Raw genomic sequence first — 19,726 nt, 5'->3', positions numbered from 1 at the left:
GGATTAGGCTTTCAGCCAGGCGAACTCATGGAAGCGGTAACCCATCATCATGCCGCTTGGCCAGGCTTCAACACCGCCCACTTTTTTACTGTACCCGTCGAGGGTACTGATAAAGGTGGGGATGATGGTGCCGCAGTGGTCATAGATCAGCTTCTGCATATCGCCATACATCTGCTTGCGTTTGCCCTGATCGCGCTCACCGCGTGCGGCGACGACCAACTGATCAAACTGATCGTTCTTCCAGCCCGATTCATTGTTGGCCGCGCTCGACATATAGAACTGAGAGAACAGCATATCCAGCGTTGGACGCGGGTTGATCGAGCCATAACCCACCGGGTCTTTGGTCCAGTGCGTTGACCAGTAGCCGTCATACGGCACGCGACGCACCTTAACGTTCAACCCGGTGTTACGCGCCACCTGCTGGATTAACTGGCCCCCTTCCACCGCACCTTCAATGTTTGGCGTGGTGATGATCTCTACCGTTGCGCCCTTCATACCGGCTTTCTCGATATGGAATTTGGCCTTTTCGGCATCCAGCGGACGCGGTTTGAGATCGGCGTTAAACAGCGGATGCCACGGCGGCACGGGGGTGTCGTTACTGATATCACCGTAGCCTTGCAGCACGGTTTTCAGCACGATGTCACGCGGCTGCAAATATTTCATCGCCAGCACGAAATCCTCGCTGCTGCCCGGCTTCATGTCGGTGCGGATAATCAGGTTGGTGTACATCCCCGCCTTGCTCTCCAGCACGGCGAAGTCTTGCGTGGCTTTCAAACGATTACTGTCGGCTGCGCTCAGGGTCGAAACGATATGTAAGTCACCCGACATTAGCGCATTGACACGTGCCGCCTGATCGGTGACGCCCAGCAGTTCGATTTCGTCGAGATGTGGCAGGCCGGGCTTGTAGTAGTTTGGGTTCTTCACGCCAACAGAGCGTACGCCCGGCGTGAACTCTTTCAATTTGAACGGCCCCGTGCCAATACCCTTACTGAAGTCTTTGGTGCCATCCTGCACAATCAGGAATGGGGCACTGGCGAGCATATAAGGCACGTCAAAGTTGGCGCTGCTCAGCTCAAGTGTGACTTCGTTATCGTTCACCGCCGTGAAGGTTTTGAACTGATCGGCCAGCTTAAAGGCATTGGAAGCCACGGCGGGATCTTTGTGGCGGCTGAGTGAGTAAATGACGTCTTTCGCGGTGAGAGGTTTACCGTCGTGGAACGTGACCCCTTTGCGCAATTTAATGTGCCAGGTGACACCATCCGAAGACTCCACGGACTCCGCCAGCCCCGGTTGAATCGCCAACTTTTGGTCGAGTTCGGTCAGGCCGCTGTAGACCATAAACTGGCGGGTATAGTCACCGCTGTTGTTGCCTTTGGCAGGATCGAGTGTGTCAGTAGCGGAGGCGTTGGACATGGCTGCACGCATCTTGCCGCCTTTCACCGGTGTTTCAGCCGCAAAGCTCATCTGCGGAAAACCTATCAAGCCGCTGCTCATGACTGCACCCGCAGACAACAACTTCATCAGGCCACGACGTGACAGGGATCCCTCAGTCAGCATACGTGTCAGGGCCGGATTTACAGCGTCAGACTCTTTATCGAATTTACTCATCTGCACACCCTCAATATGAAAAGTGGTTTGTTTTGATAATCGAGCGTCAATCAGATCGCCATTAATGTGGCCCCTACCAAATCGGATAGCGTCCGCATGAATGCCAAATCAATGACACCTTAGGATGTGCATTTATGCGTCCCCCTCGAAAGCATCCCCCTGGCGCGCATCAATAGCGACCTGAAGAATCCCATCGTAGAGTGCACATTGATGCGCACCGGATTAACGATCAGGAGAGCCGATCCTTAGCCTTGTAATACAGCCCCGCGAGAGGCAAAAACCAGGGTTTCCCGTGGTAACCGGGCAGCGCAGGCCATGTATCGCGCTGCCAGGGATTTTCGTTACGCTTTTCTGCCAGTAAATCGGCCATCACCCGCCCCATCCACACCGACATCTGTGTGCCGTGGCCGCTGTAGCCCAGTGAATAGAACACGCCATCGTGCTCACCCGCATGCGGCAGGCGATCGGACGTCATATCCACCATGCCGCCCCAGCAGTAATCGATGCGCGATTTGCCCAGCTGCGGGAACAGCGCGGTCATCGCGGCGCGCAACACTTCGCCGCTGCGCGTATCCGAGGTCGGATTGCTGACGGCAAAACGTGCGCGCCCCCCAAACACCAGGCGACGATCGGCAGTGGTGCGGAAGTAGTTGCCGATATTCAGCGAGGTGACATAGGTGCGGTCTTTGGGCAGCACTTGTTCAATCAGCGCATCACCCAGCGGTTCAGTCACCACGATAAAGCTGCCTACCGGCACGATGCGGCGCTGGAACCACGGGAACGGCCCTTCATTCGATACGCCGGTGGCCATCATGACTTTTTCCGCGATGATCTCGCCCTGGGCGGTGGTGACGCGATGACGGTAGCCATCCAGACGCGTCAAGCCGGTCACCGCGTGATGGGGAAAGATCTTCGCTCCCGCATGGGCTGCGGCATTGGCGAGACCAATGCCGAACTTGCCCATATGCATCTGGCCACCGCGTTTTTGCAGTAAGCCACCGTGAAAGGCATCGCTGCCCACTTCACGGCGAATCTCATCTTTACTGATCAACTCGATTTCCGGGTCAACTGTGTCCCGCATCAGTTGCCATGCACTGCGCAGTCCGGGGAAATGCGATTCTTTGCTGGCGAGCTTGAGCTTTCCGCACATGCGGAAATCACAATCAATCTGCTCTTCCCGCACCAGTTGCTGGACATAACTCACGGCGTCATCAAAAGCCCGATAGAAGCGACTGGCTTGCTCGATCCCCAGGCTGGCTACCAGCGAAGCAAAGTTTTGCGATACGCCGGTATTGCAGTGTCCACCGTTACGTGCGGAGGCCTGACTCATCACGTTGCCACTTTCCAGCACCACCACGTTGATACCCTGTCGTGCGAGATTCAGCGCGGTTGAGATGCCGGTAAATCCGCCGCCAATCACCACCACGTCAGCAACCGACGGCAGTGCGCCACTCGCTGCGCCAGTAAATGCCGGTGCCGTGGCTTGCCAGAATGATTCGAGTTTCATCGCCGCCTCCGGGCTTAGAGTCCAACCACAGCGGGCAGACCGCCGATATCTTTAATCTCGGTGTATTCATAAGCTGGGTTGGCCGGATCGTGACCCCGGTTGACCCACACTTTGTTTTTGATGCCCATGTCGTAGCAGGTCATCAGGTCATAGCGCAGGCTCGACGAAACATGCAGGATCTCTTCGGGACCGCAATTCAGCTTGTCCAGCATGTACTCGAAGCCTTTCATCTGCGGCTTGTACGCACCCACTTCTTCTGCGGTGATGGTCATGTGGATCGGTGCACCAAGACGCGGCACGTGATGGGGAATCAAATCGTTCATTGAGTTGGTGAGCAGCACCAGTGGGAACTCTTTCGCCACTTTGGCAAGTCCTGCGGGCACGTCTGGGTGCGGCCCCCAGGTGGCGCAATCGGTGTAGATAAAGTCGCTATCGGCTTTGCTCCACTGCACGCCCCATTTTTTACAGGTGCGCTCCAACGCATCGCTGACGACGTCGTAGTAAGGTTTCCACGCCCCTAGCACTTCATCGCGGCGATAGATGGCGAAATCGGTGGTGAAGGCCAGCATCTCTTGCGCTGACACCCGATCTTTGAAGCAGCGCTCTGCCGCACCTGCCATGTCAAAGTTAATCAGGGTGCCGTAGCAATCAAAGGTGATGAATTTCGGTTTAAACAGTGCCATGACGCGACCTCGTCGTTGTCTGATACGTGAATTTAGAAATCGATTAATACACTCTTCTGGCGCTGGCAGGCCTGAAACGCCTGACGACCCAGATCCTTGCCAATACCGGAGCCCAGGAAGCCGCCGGTGGGAATAATGAAATCGCCGGAGCGACCGTAGCGGTTGATCCATACAGTGCCGGACTCAATGGCACGCATCGCTCGCATGGCTCTCGGCAGGCTCAGCGTATGCACGCCGGCACACAGCCCATAGGTTTCGTGCGCCGCCAGCGCGAGCCCTTCTTCTTCGCTGTCAAACTCCTGCACGGTGAGCACCGGGCCAAAGATCTCCTGCTGCACCGCCGGGTTATCAGCCGCCACACCACATAACAGCGTAGGCTGCCAGAACCAACCTTCGTCGGTGTCCGCAAAACGTTCGCCGCCCACTAACACTTCTGCGCCCTGCGCTTTGGCTTCAGCGATCACCGATGCCACCTTGTTGCCCTGGCGCTCATCGATCAGCGGCGCATAACGGCTGCTGTCTTGCCAGGTGACACCCGGCTGCGGCTGCTGGCATAGCGCCACCAGGCGATCCAGCAGCGGTTGAGCGATACCACGTTGCACAATCAAGCGAGTACCCGCGACGCATGCCTGTCCACCGTTGGCGGTGAAGCCGCGCAGGATGCGCTGTGCCAGGACATCGATATCGCCCGCATCATCGAACACCAGCTGTGGGCTTTTGCCACCTAACTCCAGCGTGACAGGCTTCATGCCATGCTGTGCTGCGTCACTCATGATGCGTGCACCCGTCACCGTGGAACCGGTGAACGAGACTTTGCGTACCAGCGGATGGGTGACCAGCGCGCTGCCGGTCACTGCACCACTGCCCTGCACAATATTCAGAATGCCCGCCGGTAAACCGGCCTGCACCGCCAGTTCCGCCATACGCACCGTAGAGAAAGGTGTCAGCTCCGAAGGTTTCAGCACCACGGCATTACCCGCTGCCAGTGCTGGACCGCATTTCCACGAGGCCATCGACAGCGGGAAATTCCACGGTGTAATCGCGCCAATCACGCCGTATGGCTCCGAAATCAGCATGCCGAGGCTGCTTTCCTGCGTCGGGAACAGATCGCCACTGTATTTGTCTGCGCACTCAGCGTAGAAACGGATGGCCTCTGCGGTAAACGGAATCTCATGCTGTACCACATCGCTGATCGGCCGCGTCGACCCCAGCGCTTCGAGCTGAGCCAGTAACGGATCGCTTTCAATCAGATCCGCCCAGCGGCGTAACACTTTTCCACGTTGCCGTGGTGGGCAACTGCGCCAGCCACTGGTTTTCAGCGCTTCATGGGCCAGGGTGACAGCCCTATCAACATCGCTGGCCTGGGCTTCGCTCAGCTCGGCATAGACTTTGCCATCAGATGGCCTTTTTACGGCAAAACGCGCGCCCTGGGTGGAAACATGCTGGCCACCAATATAATGGCCAATCGGGAGGGAAACTTTTTCAGGGTCGAAACTTAACATGGAAAATTCCTTATTTGTTACACCCATCACATGTGCGCCAATTAACGATTTGCACTACATTTATCTGTCACGTTAATAAGCTAATGCAGAAAGTATGCCAGCCCAGTAAAAAATAAAAATGCGTAAAAAACAGCCCAGAAAAATTTTCTGCCGTATTGAAGAGGGAAAATTTGCGGATTTGCCGAAGGAATAAACAGATGATTTACTTCACAAAATTCGTGCATCTCTACGGTGCAGCTCGCACGAAACTTGCACTAAAACGGTGATGGGCCGGAAAAATATGACGCCGCGCACAAAATAAAACAGCGCCGTAAACCTGAGGTTGCCGGCGCTGTTAATGTAATTGGTGATGAAAGTCATTATGCGCAATGAATTGCGCGGTTACCTATTTGGAGCGGTACGATTTAACACGCATTGCTGCATTTATAAACTGCCCATATGAAACGTTTTCTGCTCCAGATACTCTTCAATTCCATAGCGTGAACCTTCACGTCCTAAACCGGATAATTTAATTCCGCCAAAAGGTGCCGCATCTAAAGATATCGCACCGGTATTAAAACCGACCATGCCAAATTCTAATGATTCCGCCACGCGCCAGGCTCGACGTATATTCTCCGTAAAGAAATATGCGCCCAATCCATAAGGCGTGTCATTCGCCATGCGTATCGCCTCCTCTTCGGTATCGAAGACAAAAAGCGGTGCGACGGGGCCGAAGGTTTCTTCATGCGCAATACGCATACTGCTGGTGACATTACCCAACACGGTCGGCTCAACAAAGGTGCCATTCGCTGCACTGATCCCGCCACGCAGCAAGGTCGCTCCCTGACTAAGCGCATCATCAATATGGCTGTTTACCTTCTCAACAGCGCGATCGTTAATCAGTGGCCCAATCGTGCTACTGGGTTCAAAGCCATCCCCCACTTTAAGGGTTGCCACTGCCTCCAGGAGTTTCTCGCTGAAACGCTCATAGATACCGCGTTGCACCAAAATGCGATTGGCGCAGACGCAGGTCTGACCGGCATTACGGAATTTACTCGCCATGACGCCAGGGATAGTGACATCGAGATCGGCATCATCAAACACAATCAGTGGCGCATTACCGCCCAGTTCCAGGCTAAGGCGTTTAATGCTGTCTGCACTTTGTTGCATCAGCAATTGGCCGACGCGCGTGGATCCGGTAAAGGAGATTTTGCGCACCGTGCGGCTGGCAGTCAGCGTGCTGCCGATCTCGGTGGGTAATCCGGTGAGCACCTGAAGTACGCCAGAGGGAAAACCTGCCCGCTCTGCCAGCACCGCCAGTGCCAGAGCCGACAGCGGCGTCAACTCAGAAGGTTTCACGATGATCGGGCAACCGGCGGCCAGCGCAGGTGCCACTTTGCGGGTAATCATCGCAATCGGGAAATTCCACGGCGTAATCGCTGCGGCCACGCCAACGGGTTGTTTCAGAACCAGAATGCGGCGGTCTTCACTGGGCGCCGGAATGGTATCGCCATAGATGCGGCGTGCCTCTTCAGCGAACCATTTAACAAAGCTGGCACCGTACAACACCTCACCTTTGGCCTCTGCCAGCGGTTTGCCCTGCTCGGCGGTCATGATGATCGCCAGATCGTCCGCGTTATCGAGAATCAGCTGATGCCACTTATCCAGCAGCGCGGCGCGCGATGCATTTGGGGTTTTGCCCCAGCTGACACGCACCGACTCGGCATAATCTATCGCCTGCTCAGTTTCCGCCGCACCCAGTGCCGGAATGGTGGCAATCTGTTGCTGAGTGGAGGGATCGATCACCGGCAGCGTGGCCCCGGCGTGCGCGTCCTGCCAGCGCCCGCCAAACAACGCCTGCTGGCGTAACAGTTCTGCATCTTTTAGTTGAATCCGCGACATTTTCATCCCCTTTATCCTGTTCATTTCACTGTAACGTGGCGCAGCAGTGCAGGATGTTTTTCTAAGGGGTGGAAACCGGGCCAGGATGTGTTTTAGCGCGCCAAAAGAAATTTTATGCTGTGCATAAATCCGTCATTGATTACGGTGAGGTTTGTTGCCAGGTGCGCATGAATGCGTCATTGATTACGCTGCGATTTGAGGCCAGGCGCGCAGGAATGCGCACCCTGTAGGAAATGTGTGGTCGCCATTTATGACGACCACTGCATCAAATCTGGAAGTCGATGGCGGGTTCAGATTCCGTTTCATAGGAAAGCGCCTGACGCTTGATCTCTTCCAGCGACAGATTGGCGTTACACAGTTCCAGGAACTGCCAGACATAATTGCGCTGCAGCTGGCCGCGCTTCAATCCCAGCCATACGGTATTGGCATCAAACAAATGATGGGTGTCGATTTTCACCAAATCTTCACCTTCATAGATGTCACATGCCTGATCGGCCAGGATGCCAACGCCGAGTCCCAACTCAACATAGGTTTTCACCACGTCGGAGTCCTGCGCGCTGAGCACGATATCCGGCTTGATACCCGCCGCCTGGAATGCACGATCAACTCGCGAGCGACCGGTGATGCCCTGACGATAAGTGATCAGCGGATGGCGGCTCAAACTGGCCAGCGTCACCGGCTGATGCTGCAGCAATTCATGGTCATGCGGCACTAACAACGAGTGATGCCAGCTAAACCACGGGAAAGCCGCGAGGCTGCTGTTGTTCACCAACTGCTCGGAAGCAATACCAATATCAGCTTCACCCGCCAGTAACATCGCCACGATCTCCTGCGGCGATCCCTGATTGAGTTCAAGACGAACATTAGGATAGAGCTGACGAAACGCTTTTATCACGCGCGGCAGGCTATAGCGGGCCTGCGTATGCGTGGTAGCAATCGTTAGCACGCCGCTGGTTTCATTGGTAAACACATCCGCCAGGCGACGCACTTTGCCTGCTTCATCAAGAATGCGTTCAGCAATGGTTAACAGCGCCTTGCCCGGTTCCGTCATGCCCAGCAATCGCTTGCCGCGACGAATGAAGATCTCGACGCCGAGTTCATCTTCCAAATCACGAATATGGCGGCTGACCCCAGATTGTGAGGTAAACAGCGTGTTCGCCACTTCTGTCAGGTTGAATTCGCAACGTGCAGCTTCACGTATAATTTTAAGTTGCTGGAAATTCACACCCTTTTCTCCTGTTCCCTGCCCTGTTTCGCCCATGTTATGAAGTTGGTGTCATTGCAGGAAATAATAAAAAACGGTGTGTTATGCGGAATAGTAATAAGGAGGGTGATTTATCTCGACGCGTTTGCGGGTGTTATAGCGTGAAGGGGTTACCCCAGCCGTAAATAGCTGGGGTAAAGAAGAAGGGATTAACCGACCAGCATCAACTCGCGCTCTTCCGTCATCGGCTTATTCAGCAGTGACAGCAGGATGTTTTTCACTGCCTGCGCGGAAGGTGACAGTGGCAAGCGCGCAGAGATATTCAGCGAGAGCGGCAGATTCAGCGATGGGCTGTTAATACGTGCCATCCACGCGTGAGTTGAACTCACCAGGGCGCGAGCCGCTGATTCCGGCAGAACGGTCACACCCATGCCGCTGGAAACTGCGGCAGTCAGGGTTGAGATTGACTCGATTTCACCGATGATTTTTGCGCTCAGACGGCGCAGCGAGAATGCTTCATCAACACGTTTGCGCACCGCGCTGTAGTCACGCGGCAGGAACAAATTCATCTGCGCCACGTCGGCGAGATCAACGGTAGCGCCCGGGCATGCGGTCGCACCGACCAGATACAACTCTTCTTTCATCAATGGAATGCTGTTAATGCCGGCTGTCGGCGCACGGTCATACAGCACCGCCATATCCAACTGACCGTTCATCACTTTTTCATTTAAAGAGGTGCCGCTATTCTCATGCAGATACACCAGTACATCCGGGAATTGTTCCCGCACTGTTTGCAGCAGCGGCATCGTCAACGAAGAAGCGGCGGTGCCCGGTGCCAGACCAATTGATACCTGACCATTTAACGCCTGGCCCGCGTTGATGACAGCCGTTTGCGCCTGTTCACACTGGCGCAGAATCGTACGAGCATGAGCATAAAGAATTTTGCCTGCCTCGGTTGGTGTTACGCCACGTTTGGTGCGAATCAGTAACTGCTGATCGAGTTCGTTTTCCAGCGTCGCAACTTGCTGGCTAAGCGCAGGCTGCGCGATGTGCAGCACTTCTGCTGCCTGAGTCAGGCTGCCGATATCGACGATTTTTACAAAGTACTTCAGTCGTCTTAAATTCATATTGCCTCCGTCAATCCCCGAATAACCCGTTTGGGTGTCTCAGCCTGCTGGCTTGTGTTCATGAAGTTGCAATATGCAGGCCAGGTTTATTCGAAGCGTGAAAAAGCAGTGCCAGAATATTCCTAACGGCACGGAAAATAAGCCTTTCTGATTACCTCTTAAGAGTTAATAAGCTGAACGCATGACACAGAGTGATTAAAAATAAATCGAAATGCACCACCATGGTGCGCAACTTGCGTGGCAGATGTGCAAAAAAGTGATGACCGAAAGCGTCGCAGTGGTGCATAACTCACAGAAAATGACCAAAAACGGTCAGAACGAAAGCAAACGCGGGGAAAGGAGCAGGATCAACCAGTGGGAAAACTTATTGTGAACAACGGAGTAAAATGTCCTTGAGGGCGCACACAGTGCGCCCTGCAATCAGGAAGTACTATCTCTTTTTACGGTTTCTATGCATATCGATGGACACTGCGGCGACAATGATGATGCCCTTAATGATGTCCTGCACGTAAGCATCCACACCCACGAAGGTGAATCCGCTCTTAATCAGCCCCAGAATCACCGCACCAATCAGCGTCCCGGTAATACGACCCACGCCGCCCATCAGGCTGCTACCGCCGATAACGGCTGCAGCAATCGCATCCAGCTCATACGCCATACCCATACTTGACTGGCCGCTACTGACGCGCGCCGCCAGCACCACACCCGCCAGGCCAGAGAGCGCACCCGCGATGGTATAGACGATGATCAGGTATTTATTAACGTTGATCCCTGACACTTTGGCCGAAGTCATGTTGCCGCCAATTGCATACACATACTTACCGTAACGGGTATGCTTCAGGGCGATGTGGAACAGGAAGGCCACCACCAGGAAAATGATCACCGGCATCGCGCCCTGGCCGATGGAGGTAAAACCATCTGACAGGAAGCTGATCGGGTTACCTTGCGTGTAATACTGCGCCAGACCACGCGCCGACACCATCATGCCCAGTGTGGCGATAAATGGCGGGATACCGGTTTTGGTAATCAGGAAACCGTTCATGACCCCGCACAGCAAACCCACACCGATACCGGCCACAATCGGAATGACGGCAGGCAGGTTAACCAGTGACGGATACATCGGTGTCAGGCTGTCAGAGGTTTGTGCCAGACTGGCCGCCACTACCGCCGTCAGTGCAATCACCGAACCAGACGACAGGTCAATCCCCGTGGTGATGATGACCTGGGTCACGCCCACCGCAATGATGCCGATGATCGCCACCTGTAAAACAATCAATACCAGACGGTTGGTGTTGAGCAGGAAAGATTGGTCACGAACGTACCAGCCTGCAATCTCAAAGATTAAGGCAATACCCAACATCACCACAAAGATGCCGGTATCTTTCGGCAACTTATGGCGCAGGTTGCCAAAGAAGGATGTCGATTCCGCGGCCTGCGGGGCCGTAATTTTTAAGTTACTCATAGATGTCTCGCGCCTCACTCGGATGCCAACGACAAAATGGTTTCCTGATTGGCCTCTTCTTTATCGAGGATGCCAGTTATACGTCCGCCGTGCATAACCATCACGCGGTCGCTCATGCCCAGAATTTCCGGCAACTCCGACGAGACCATAATGATGGCCACGCCACGGTTTGCCAGTTCGCTGATTAAGCGGTAAATCTCGGCTTTTGCCCCGACGTCAATACCGCGCGTCGGTTCATCGAGGATCAGAATCTTCGGTTGAGCCAGCAGCCAGCGCGCAATCAGCACCTTCTGCTGGTTACCGCCACTGAGGTTGTTGATGATCTGATCCATGGTCGGCGTTTTAATATTGAGCTTGCGGATCTGCTCCATGCAGTCCTGTGCCATCTTCATGTGGCTAACGAAACCGGCTTTACTGACATAATCCGGCATGTTGACGATGCTCATGTTCTCCATCACCGACAACACCAGGAATAAGCCGGACTTTTTACGGTCTTCGGTCAGGAACGCCATGCCCTTCTCAATCGCCGTGGAAGGCGAATCGATTTTGACCGGCACGCCATCGATCAGCACTTCACCGCTGTCGAAGCTTTCCATCCCGAACAAACTTTCCATCACTTCACTGCGTCCCGCCCCCACCAGACCGGCAACACCGAGGATTTCACCCTTACGTACCGTGAAGTTGATATCGGTGAAACGGTCTTTACAGGTAAGGTTGCGCACCGTCAGCACTTCTTCACCGATTTCACCATTGAATTTCGGGAACAGCTGCGTCAGTTCACGCCCCACCATCTGGGTAATTAATGACTGACGGGTAAACTCGGAAGTGCTGTTGCTACCCACCCAGGTGCCGTCGCGGAAAATGCTGATCTCATCGGTGATGGTGAAAATCTCATCCATCTTGTGACTGATATAGATGATGGCTTTACCCTGCGCACGCAGGTCGCGGATGATGGTGAACAGATGCGCCACTTCGGTTTCCGTCAGTGCCGAGGTCGGTTCGTCCATAATCACAATGTCGGAGTTCCACGACACCGCTTTGGCAATTTCCACCATCTGCTGAGCAGCGATACTCAGTTCGCCAACCATGCGATCGGCTTTCAAACGGATATTGAGTTTGTTGAGTAATTCCTGCGTTTGCTTGTTCAGCAACGCGTGGTCAACAAAGCCGTACTTCATCGGTTCGCGACCGAGCCAGATGTTCTCAGCCACAGTCATGTAAGGCACCAGATTCAGTTCCTGGTGGATCATGGAGATGCCAGAACGCAGCGCATCCATGGTGTCCTGAAACTGCACCGGCTCCCCTTTAATGCGAATGGTGCCCTTATCGGGACGGTACATCCCGATAAGGCATTTCATTAAAGTGGATTTGCCCGCGCCATTTTCACCCATCAGGGCATGTACCGACCCCGGTTTAATGCGTAGTGAGACATTGTCGAGTGCCTTCACTCCGGGGAAGAACTTGCTGATGCCTTCGGCTTCAAGCGCAAAAGCGGTCATACATCACCTCCGTACGGCTGAGTCGGGAACGATTATTTCTGGTTACGAGATTCGAACTGCGCCATGTTGTCTTTGGTGATCAGCTGGTAAGGGATGTTAATCACCTTCTCCACTTTCTCGCCTTTCGCCAGTTTCACGGCAGTCTGTACGGCGCCTTCACCCTGACCTTTAGCATCCTGGAATACAGTGGCGACCATCTTGCCGTTCTTCAGCATCTGCAACGCATCCGGTGTACCATCCACGCCCGCAATCAGGATGTGGTTCGGGTTTTTGCCCAGCGCCTGCAGCGCACCGATCGCCATTTCATCGTTGTTTGAAGCAATCGCCTGAATGTCATCGCCTGCGGTCATCCAGTTACTCACTACGTCCACCGCGTCATTACGGGTGAATTTCGCGGTCTGTTTCTGCACCACTTTGATGCCAGGATATTTAGCCACCACCGCTTCAACACCTTTGGTGCGGTCACGGGTGGATTCGTTAGCCAGATCGCCCATCAAAATGGCGACGTTGCCTTTACCGTTCATCGCTTTTGCCAGCGCTTCCATTTGAAGACGGCCCGCTAATTCGGAGTCAGAGCCGACGTAAGCCATTTTGTCGGTCAATTCACCTGCCGGTTTGCGGTTAACAAAGATCAGCGGCACACCCGCTTTAGAGGCCGCATCCATCAAAGGTTTGACGGCATTGGTATCCACCGGGTTAACGATAATGGCGTCAACGCCCTGACCGATGAAGTTCTGAATTTGTTGCAGCTGTTGGGAGACGTCGCCTTTCGCATCTTCGACCTGACCCTTAACGCCATCTTTGGTCATCTCTTTCTGCATCGCGGTGCGCAGAATGGTAAGGAAGTTATCGTCAAACAGCGCCATAGAGACGCCCACCTGAAGGTCTTTTGCCATAACAGCGGCAGGTAACATGCAAGCTAACAGGGAAGTCACTAACGCTTTTTTGAATTTCATAGGTAACCCTTCTTATTCGTTAACATGCTCAGTTGGGCTGATACGACGAATGAAAAATATTTTTTACATTCACTCAACGGCACTGGCGTTATTTATCTGGTTGTAGAGGTAAGGCTTCTGATCTAACGCTATCGTTTCGGTACTGCTCTTTCCTGCAACTATCTACTTATCAAAAGGTTATTTTCGAAATACTGTTTCAGACGCCAAAACTGATTTCACCCGTGATGATAAGCAGTTCATTTGTTTCATCTGATCAGCATTTGAAATTTTCATCATAAAAGCACTGAAATGATTGTTTTAAAATCGGCAAATAACAAAACTTTGACATGCATCTAACATCTCAAAGGAAATGCGCTTAAAGTGAGATCTTGCTGGCAGTTTGAAATCTGAACGTTCAAGGCTGAAAAACAGCATTCCGCTGCTTTTACGCGCACTTAAACCAGAAGTGTGCGATCGGGCTTTGACATTGGGGATCGGCATCGCTAATATGCGCCTCGTTCACACGATTCCTCTGTAGTTCAGTCGGTAGAACGGCGGACTGTTAATCCGTATGTCACTGGTTCGAGTCCAGTCAGAGGAGCCATATTTAGAGAAGCCCGCTCAGGGAAACCTGAGCGGGCTTTTTGTTTTTTCTATCACCAGCTTTCTGTCGCAACATACTGCTAACAATACATTCTCGATCCACTTTTAACTCTGAAATTCAAGGGTATGCTATCCTGCACCTGTCAATTCCTGCAATCATGGACCGATACGGTACGGCAAAATCAATGAAAAACTCTTCGAAAGCTATTCTCTCGGCATGGCAAGACTATTTAAAATTCAGCGGCGCAGAAAAAAGCAAAATACCAGCTAGCCAGGTGCATGAAGATCATCAGTTGATGCTCGGTATAAATATCTGTGAGGACACGCCAAACGGTGTTTTGCTTCATGTTACCTCAGAGATGCGTGAGAACTGGCGTAAACGCTTCGTGAAGTATGGAGAAAAGGGAGAGATTACCGACATTGAACCCGTTAATTTACTCTTTCCGATATTGCGCTTTGTTGAAAAAGAACGAGAAAGGTTTATTACAAAGTATCTGCCCCTGTTCTCATTCCCCCTGCCTAAATCTTTCTTTGAACAAGACAACAACTCATTGTTAATTCCTGTAAAGGATGGCCAGCAGGTTAGCGCTTTCCCATTCGTTTTTCGCGAAATATTCGGCATTGAATTGGATGAATTAGGCGAAAACCGCCACATGATGAGCATTATCAGCTCACTTACCGAATGCAAATTCAGCACCTTTCTTGAAGCATTCGAAGCACTTCAGAAATGGGTTATTCAGCGAACCAACCACAGGCATCCGTCACTTGAAACAGCCTTCAACGCATTAATCGCTCCATTGCACAACGAAGATTATAACCTTAAACGGGATGGCGAAGATTTTGCCTGGCTTTGCGATAACGCCGTGGGGGAGTTCCCTCTACTTGAGCAGTACGTCAATCACATTCACCATGAAGAAAATCCATTAGATATAAAGGAGGTGGTGACTGGAGGATTGTTTGAAACGCAGTATCCGTTGGGTCACGGGCAAATGATGGCGATACAGGCCATAAATCAGGATGAGCGCCTGATTGCCGTGCAAGGAGCACCTGGTACGGGTAAAACGACACTGTTTAAATCTCTCATTGCGCAACAGTTGGTGGACAGGGCTCTGGCCATCGCTGATGGTAGAGACAAGAATTACGGCATGCTGGTCACCTCGACAGCTATAAAAGCTGTTGAAAATATCATTGATGACTTACGCGGCGATCCTGTCACTAAGGATCTGGATTGGCTGTGGTTTCATAGCGGTTCAAACCAACAAATACAGCTTGAACTTGCCCGATTAGAACGCCTTCTCAATCGCTGGCGGCATGAAAGCTATGATCCACAAAGCCAGCATGCATCCCTATCTATACTATTAACACATCGCGCTGAATTGGATTCTTGCTACCGGGCCTATGTGCTTGAGAAAACTAATGCAAGTCAATCCATCATTGATTGCGGCTTCAATACAAGTGATGCGGAAGAGCTGTCGCATCTTTTAATGGCCAGAATAAAAGATGTATCTGCTCACGCCCAGCGCCTGGATATTCATGTCTGTGTACTACTTCCTGACGATCTCAATGCACTAGATAATGCTTTGCAGCAAAGGCTACAGGAGCTTGAAGAGATAAAAGCACGGCATCAGCTGGCCACTAAAATGTCCCAGACATTGCTGGCAACATGGCCGCAAAAAAATAGTCTGGAACAAATACTGAGATGGATTGACTCACCTCTTCGCGTAGCACTTGAAATACACTATCGTGACTATCCCCGAAATGGATTGAAACGTCATCTGGCGCGCCTTTTTGAGGGAAAATATCCAGCTCGCTTACAGCAAATGAACCACGCTGCACCTGGAGATTTTCAATATTTCGGTCTCTCCTCGCTTTCTCATCGCCAGCTGGCAGCCCTGGCAGATGCCGGGGAAACTCTTGCGCACCAAACTGCCAATTTAGCGTTACTGGCACAGCTCCTGGATGGCGAACCCGATTTGCAGCAAATAGAAGAGATAATAAAGCTTCGCGCTGAAGTGGCCAAGATCCAACAGCAGTGTCTTCAGGTCACCCATGCACAACAGACCATGGCACTATACCGACAGCGTTACCCGGAAAATAATTGGTGTGGCATTTTACGTAAACGCTTCATCAAACAACATCGAGAGATGTTTGAGGCTGCCATTTGTTTTATATGGCAGGAACAATTGAAGCGAAAAAATGAACTGGAAGAAGTTCTCACCCATTGGCGAAGTCTATTAAGTAACCAACGCAGTGCGGGATATCACCGCTGGCTGGATAAACTCGATGTATTTTACCGTGCTCTATCCTTGGTATACCCCATAATGGCGACCACTTTAGTTTCTGCATGGAAAGCGGCGGGCTACCGTAAACTGAGTGAGCTCAAGGGTCATAAACCGTGGAATCTTATACTGTGCGATGAGGCAGGAATGATTTCGCTTGAGTCTGTGGTTCCTTTGCTCAGTCGCAGCGAGAAAGCCATGATTGTCGGCGATCCTTTGCAAATTGAACCCATCCGTAGCCTATCAGAAAACTTGATCATGCAACTCCGCATGAGCCATTTTGACGAAAATAATACGCTGTATGAACGGGTATCTCCTGCGACAGTTACCGCGTGGCATCGTGCCGCAGGGACACTTTCTGGCCGGGTTGATGCTACAGGCAACGGTATTGTTCTGGATGAACATCGTCGATGCCAGAAACCCATCGCTGATCTGTTTATCCGGCTGGCGGGTTACCGTGGCGTGAGTGTGGAAACCTCCTCGCCTTCTGAACGCATTACCAATGCTTTTGAGAAGTCAGGCGGGCACCATTTGATGTTTTACAGCGTCGAGGGCCAGAAAGGTGACAATGTGAATACCAATTTGGATGAGGTCGATGCTATTGAGCAATTGGTGAACAAACTGGAGGAAGCAGGCTATGATCTCACCTCCGATGTGGGCATTGTCACGCCCTATAGTAATCAGAAGTCATTACTTATTCAGCGCCTTGCTCAACGTATGAACCACCGACAGAAAAACTGCATTGGTACAGTACACCAATTCCAGGGGGTCGGTTTCGAAGTGATTATTTACAGTCCGGTTATTTTCCATCCTCTTGATAATCCAAATTTCCAGAATGCGTCACCCAATATGCTGAATGTTGTTGTTTCACGTGCGAAGCAGCAATTCATCGTGGTTGGCAATCATCACCGGTTGCGAACAGCAGGAGGATATCTGAAAGTGCTTGCAGACAGCGTGGCGGAGGATTTTCTCCTTGAACAAGGAAGCCAGCACCCGCAGTTTGCTAACCTGAGCCAGACACCCCGCTTACGCCGTTATTATCGTGACTGTGAACATATTGCTGCCTTTAGCGCACTGGCGGCGCAGAGTGAGCAGGAGCTTGTTATTATCACCCCGTGGATAAGGCAAGGGGGGCATCGCTCTCAGAGACCGGAACTGGCACTGCTTGTCGCAACTCAGCAACGCGGCGTCAAAGTGAAAATCTACTATGGCTATTATCATCAGCGATGGGATCGTATCGATGATAATGATGAAGATCTGATTGCGCAGTACCGTGGACAGCTTGGGAAAGACAATGTTATCCGACTGACTGAAGGCACCCATGAAAAGGTCATGATGATCGATGGCCGTCACATCGTCATTGGAAGCTGGAACTGGCTGTCACACGGGTATCATGAGGGTTGTGAACGAGCTGAACAGTTCGGCCATGCTATTCGTCATGAAATCAGTGCCGAGTTAGATGACGAGTCTCTCGTGAAGGAACTAAGAGAGAGACTAAGCATGGACTAACCCTCAGAGATAATAACCTCCACTCCATAACGAGGAGTTGTTAATGTGCTCTTAGCAAAGCCCTCTTGGTCAGAGATGTAAAATGAAAAAAGCCCGCTCAGGTTCCCTCGAGCGGGTTTTTGTCATTCTGGAAATGTCGTCTTTCTACTACCGCGCCAGCGAAGCCGCCTGACTCAGCGTCATATTACGCGTCTCCGGTGCCAGCCAAACCGAGACCAGCAGGCCAATAAAGGAAACAATCGCTGCAGCATACATGGTGTATTCGATGCCCAGATTTTGCAGGGAAATCGGTACCAGCCAGGTTCCAGCGGCAGAACCGATACGTGACATGGATGAACCCATACCGACAGCGAAGGCACGCACTTCCGTTGGGAACAGCTCGTTCGGATACACTAACTCCAGCACCTGTGCTCCGCCGATAAATACCGCGTAAGCACCAAACATCACCAGTACCAGCATTTCAGAACCGTGGGAGAACATCCCCAATGCCAACAGCGCCAGACTTGACCATAAAAAGCTGTGGATGATCAGACGGCGGCGGCCCATGCTATCAATCAAACGGGTTGCCACAACACAGCCCACCACAAACAGCAAGGTGATGGCTATCGAACCCAGTGAGGCCCATTCGCCATCCAGATTCAGGGCTTTCAGTACTACGGGTGCGAACGAATACACCGCAAACATCGGTACGACCGCTGCACTCCAGAACACCGAGACAAACAACATACGTTTGCCATAGCCAGAGCGCACCAAATCTTTCAACGTGACTTTGGCTTCCACTGACTCCGCTGGCATATTTTTCAGCGAGAATTCTGGACCGTAGACTTTCTTGATGATCTGCTCAGCCTCATTGAAACGACCTTTACTGACTAACCAGCGTGGTGATTCCGGCGTGCCGATGCGCAGAACGAAAAGGAGTACCCCCAGCACGGCCGGGCTGGCCAGTACCAGACGCCATGCGGCATCACCGCCAATCGAGAGAATGAGGTTACCCACGATATAAGCCAGGGCTGCACCGGCAAACCAGAGAATGGTCAAACCGGCCAAACGTTTACCACGATGCTTTTGCGGCAGGAATTCGGTCAGCAATGAACCAGCGACTGGATATTCTAATCCCACCCCGACACCCACCAGGAAACGCAGGATAAACAGCGTGAGGGCCGATTCCGCCCAGAAAGTGCCGACCGAACCCAGGATAAACAGGATTGGCCCGACAAAGAACAGGCGACGACGACCCACAATATCGGTCAACCATCCGCCGAGAAAACCACTGCAGAAGGTGCCGAGCATCGCTGAAGCGGCCACCATGCCCTGCCAGAAGGTATCAAGTTGCAGATGTTGGGAAAACTGCACGATCGCCACGCCGATGATACTCAGCACGTAGCCATCAAGGATCCAACCGCCACCCGCGCGCAGCGACATTAACTGGTGAAAATTATTAAGCGGGACATCTTCAATGGATATATTGGTGTTGCTCATAACAGGGTCTCTCCTGAATTATTCATTTCTCTGCAGACGCAGCGATCTGTCCAAATCAAAAATGATTTGGCGGAACGTTAAAGAAACAGAAAAAACATCATTGACTGATTTAGGTATTTCTTTGAAAAAGAAATTGACCTCGAAATTGAAAAACCCTGCGTTTAATCCCTGAACATAAATAATGAAATTAAGCATGACCCACTTGCAGATCGTCTGTCTTCATCATTGTTTAGCGGTGTGTTGACCCAATACGCATTTGTTCGCTTTTGTCTGTTAATCACAGGTTAACTCCATGTTCAAACTATGCTGAATTTCAGGTGGTGTAAACATGCCCAGGACACCCAAAACTTGAGATTGTGATCATCTCCAAAATTCATCTGAAAAAATAATTCGAAAAAGTTATACGTATAACTCATTGAAAATTAATCAATTAATTTTAAACCACGGT

Annotated in this window: 12 protein-coding genes and 1 tRNA gene; 2 read left to right on the top strand and 11 right to left on the bottom strand. The window is 52.0% G+C overall.

Annotated features, from left to right (window positions below):
• Positions 1-3: 3 nt before the first annotated feature.
• From WFP70_RS00825 to WFP70_RS00780, 10 genes are all read right to left on the bottom strand, one after another.
• The gene (locus WFP70_RS00825) at positions 4-1,608 is read right to left on the bottom strand and encodes an ABC transporter substrate-binding protein (protein ID WP_034824613.1); all 1,605 of its coding nucleotides are present in this window, start codon (positions 1,606-1,608) and stop codon (positions 4-6) included.
• Between the two features lie 229 nt (positions 1,609-1,837).
• Entirely contained in the window at positions 1,838-3,115 is a 1,278-nt protein-coding gene (locus WFP70_RS00820) for an NAD(P)/FAD-dependent oxidoreductase (RefSeq protein ID WP_337022354.1), read from the bottom strand.
• 14 nt (positions 3,116-3,129) lie between these two features.
• Positions 3,130-3,798 carry a haloacid dehalogenase type II gene (locus tag WFP70_RS00815; protein ID WP_034824618.1) on the bottom strand — a complete coding sequence of 223 codons (669 nt, stop codon included), beginning with the start codon at positions 3,796-3,798 and terminating at the stop codon, positions 3,130-3,132.
• A gap of 32 nt (positions 3,799-3,830) precedes the next feature.
• Entirely contained in the window at positions 3,831-5,300 is a 1,470-nt protein-coding gene (locus tag WFP70_RS00810) for an aldehyde dehydrogenase family protein (RefSeq protein ID WP_034824619.1), read from the bottom strand.
• Between the two features lie 423 nt (positions 5,301-5,723).
• Positions 5,724-7,181 (bottom strand): NAD-dependent succinate-semialdehyde dehydrogenase, encoded by a 1,458-nt coding sequence (locus WFP70_RS00805; RefSeq protein WP_160868087.1) that lies wholly within the window; start codon positions 7,179-7,181, stop codon positions 5,724-5,726.
• A 265-nt stretch (positions 7,182-7,446) separates the two neighbouring features.
• A complete protein-coding gene (gene cbl, locus WFP70_RS00800; protein WP_034824622.1) occupies positions 7,447-8,406 on the bottom strand; it encodes an HTH-type transcriptional regulator Cbl in 960 nt (319 codons plus the stop codon).
• Positions 8,407-8,594: 188 nt separating this feature from the next.
• On the bottom strand, positions 8,595-9,512 hold the full coding sequence (nac, locus tag WFP70_RS00795; RefSeq protein WP_034824624.1) for a nitrogen assimilation transcriptional regulator NAC: 918 nt from the start codon (positions 9,510-9,512) through the stop codon (positions 8,595-8,597).
• 430 nt (positions 9,513-9,942) lie between these two features.
• The gene (locus WFP70_RS00790) at positions 9,943-10,974 is read right to left on the bottom strand and encodes an ABC transporter permease (protein WP_337022353.1); all 1,032 of its coding nucleotides are present in this window, start codon (positions 10,972-10,974) and stop codon (positions 9,943-9,945) included.
• 14 nt (positions 10,975-10,988) lie between these two features.
• Positions 10,989-12,473, bottom strand: coding sequence for a sugar ABC transporter ATP-binding protein (locus WFP70_RS00785; protein ID WP_034824628.1), 1,485 nt, complete (start codon positions 12,471-12,473; stop codon positions 10,989-10,991).
• Between the two features lie 32 nt (positions 12,474-12,505).
• Complete coding sequence (locus WFP70_RS00780) at positions 12,506-13,429, bottom strand: sugar ABC transporter substrate-binding protein (protein ID WP_034824630.1); 924 nt, start codon at positions 13,427-13,429, stop codon at positions 12,506-12,508.
• A gap of 507 nt (positions 13,430-13,936) precedes the next feature.
• Here WFP70_RS00780 and WFP70_RS00775 point away from each other — a divergent pair.
• Both WFP70_RS00775 and WFP70_RS00770 read left to right on the top strand, forming a co-directional pair.
• A tRNA-Asn gene (locus WFP70_RS00775) sits at positions 13,937-14,012 on the top strand.
• A gap of 184 nt (positions 14,013-14,196) precedes the next feature.
• Entirely contained in the window at positions 14,197-17,799 is a 3,603-nt protein-coding gene (locus WFP70_RS00770; protein ID WP_337022352.1) for an AAA domain-containing protein, read from the top strand.
• Positions 17,800-17,946: 147 nt separating this feature from the next.
• Here WFP70_RS00770 and WFP70_RS00765 read toward each other — a convergent pair whose 3' ends face one another.
• Positions 17,947-19,278: an MFS transporter gene (locus WFP70_RS00765; RefSeq protein ID WP_166932131.1), complete on the bottom strand. Its 1,332-nt coding sequence runs from the start codon at positions 19,276-19,278 to the stop codon at positions 17,947-17,949.
• Positions 19,279-19,726 lie beyond the last annotated feature (448 nt).

This window comes from Pantoea sp. USMM079, from assembly GCF_037153115.1.
Taxonomy (GTDB): Bacteria; Pseudomonadota; Gammaproteobacteria; order Enterobacterales; family Enterobacteriaceae; genus Pantoea; species Pantoea communis.
The sequence above is the reverse complement of the archived record's forward strand: the minus strand, read 5'-3'. Positions and strand labels throughout refer to the sequence as shown.

What these genes read in the sequence shown, in the direction of transcription:
- WFP70_RS00825 (WP_034824613.1), bottom strand. Translation starts at nt 1,608, where the DNA reads ATGAGTAAATTCGATAAAGAGTCTGACGCTGTAAATCCGGCCCTGACA.
- WFP70_RS00820 (WP_337022354.1), bottom strand. Translation starts at nt 3,115, where the DNA reads ATGAAACTCGAATCATTCTGGCAAGCCACGGCACCGGCATTTACTGGC.
- WFP70_RS00815 (WP_034824618.1), bottom strand. Translation starts at nt 3,798, where the DNA reads ATGGCACTGTTTAAACCGAAATTCATCACCTTTGATTGCTACGGCACC.
- WFP70_RS00810 (WP_034824619.1), bottom strand. Translation starts at nt 5,300, where the DNA reads ATGTTAAGTTTCGACCCTGAAAAAGTTTCCCTCCCGATTGGCCATTAT.
- WFP70_RS00805 (WP_160868087.1), bottom strand. Translation starts at nt 7,181, where the DNA reads ATGTCGCGGATTCAACTAAAAGATGCAGAACTGTTACGCCAGCAGGCG.
- nac (WP_034824624.1), bottom strand. Translation starts at nt 9,512, where the DNA reads ATGAATTTAAGACGACTGAAGTACTTTGTAAAAATCGTCGATATCGGC.
- WFP70_RS00790 (WP_337022353.1), bottom strand. Translation starts at nt 10,974, where the DNA reads ATGAGTAACTTAAAAATTACGGCCCCGCAGGCCGCGGAATCGACATCC.
- WFP70_RS00785 (WP_034824628.1), bottom strand. Translation starts at nt 12,473, where the DNA reads ATGACCGCTTTTGCGCTTGAAGCCGAAGGCATCAGCAAGTTCTTCCCC.
- WFP70_RS00780 (WP_034824630.1), bottom strand. Translation starts at nt 13,429, where the DNA reads ATGAAATTCAAAAAAGCGTTAGTGACTTCCCTGTTAGCTTGCATGTTA.
- WFP70_RS00770 (WP_337022352.1), top strand. Translation starts at nt 14,197, where the DNA reads ATGAAAAACTCTTCGAAAGCTATTCTCTCGGCATGGCAAGACTATTTA.
- WFP70_RS00765 (WP_166932131.1), bottom strand. Translation starts at nt 19,278, where the DNA reads ATGAGCAACACCAATATATCCATTGAAGATGTCCCGCTTAATAATTTT.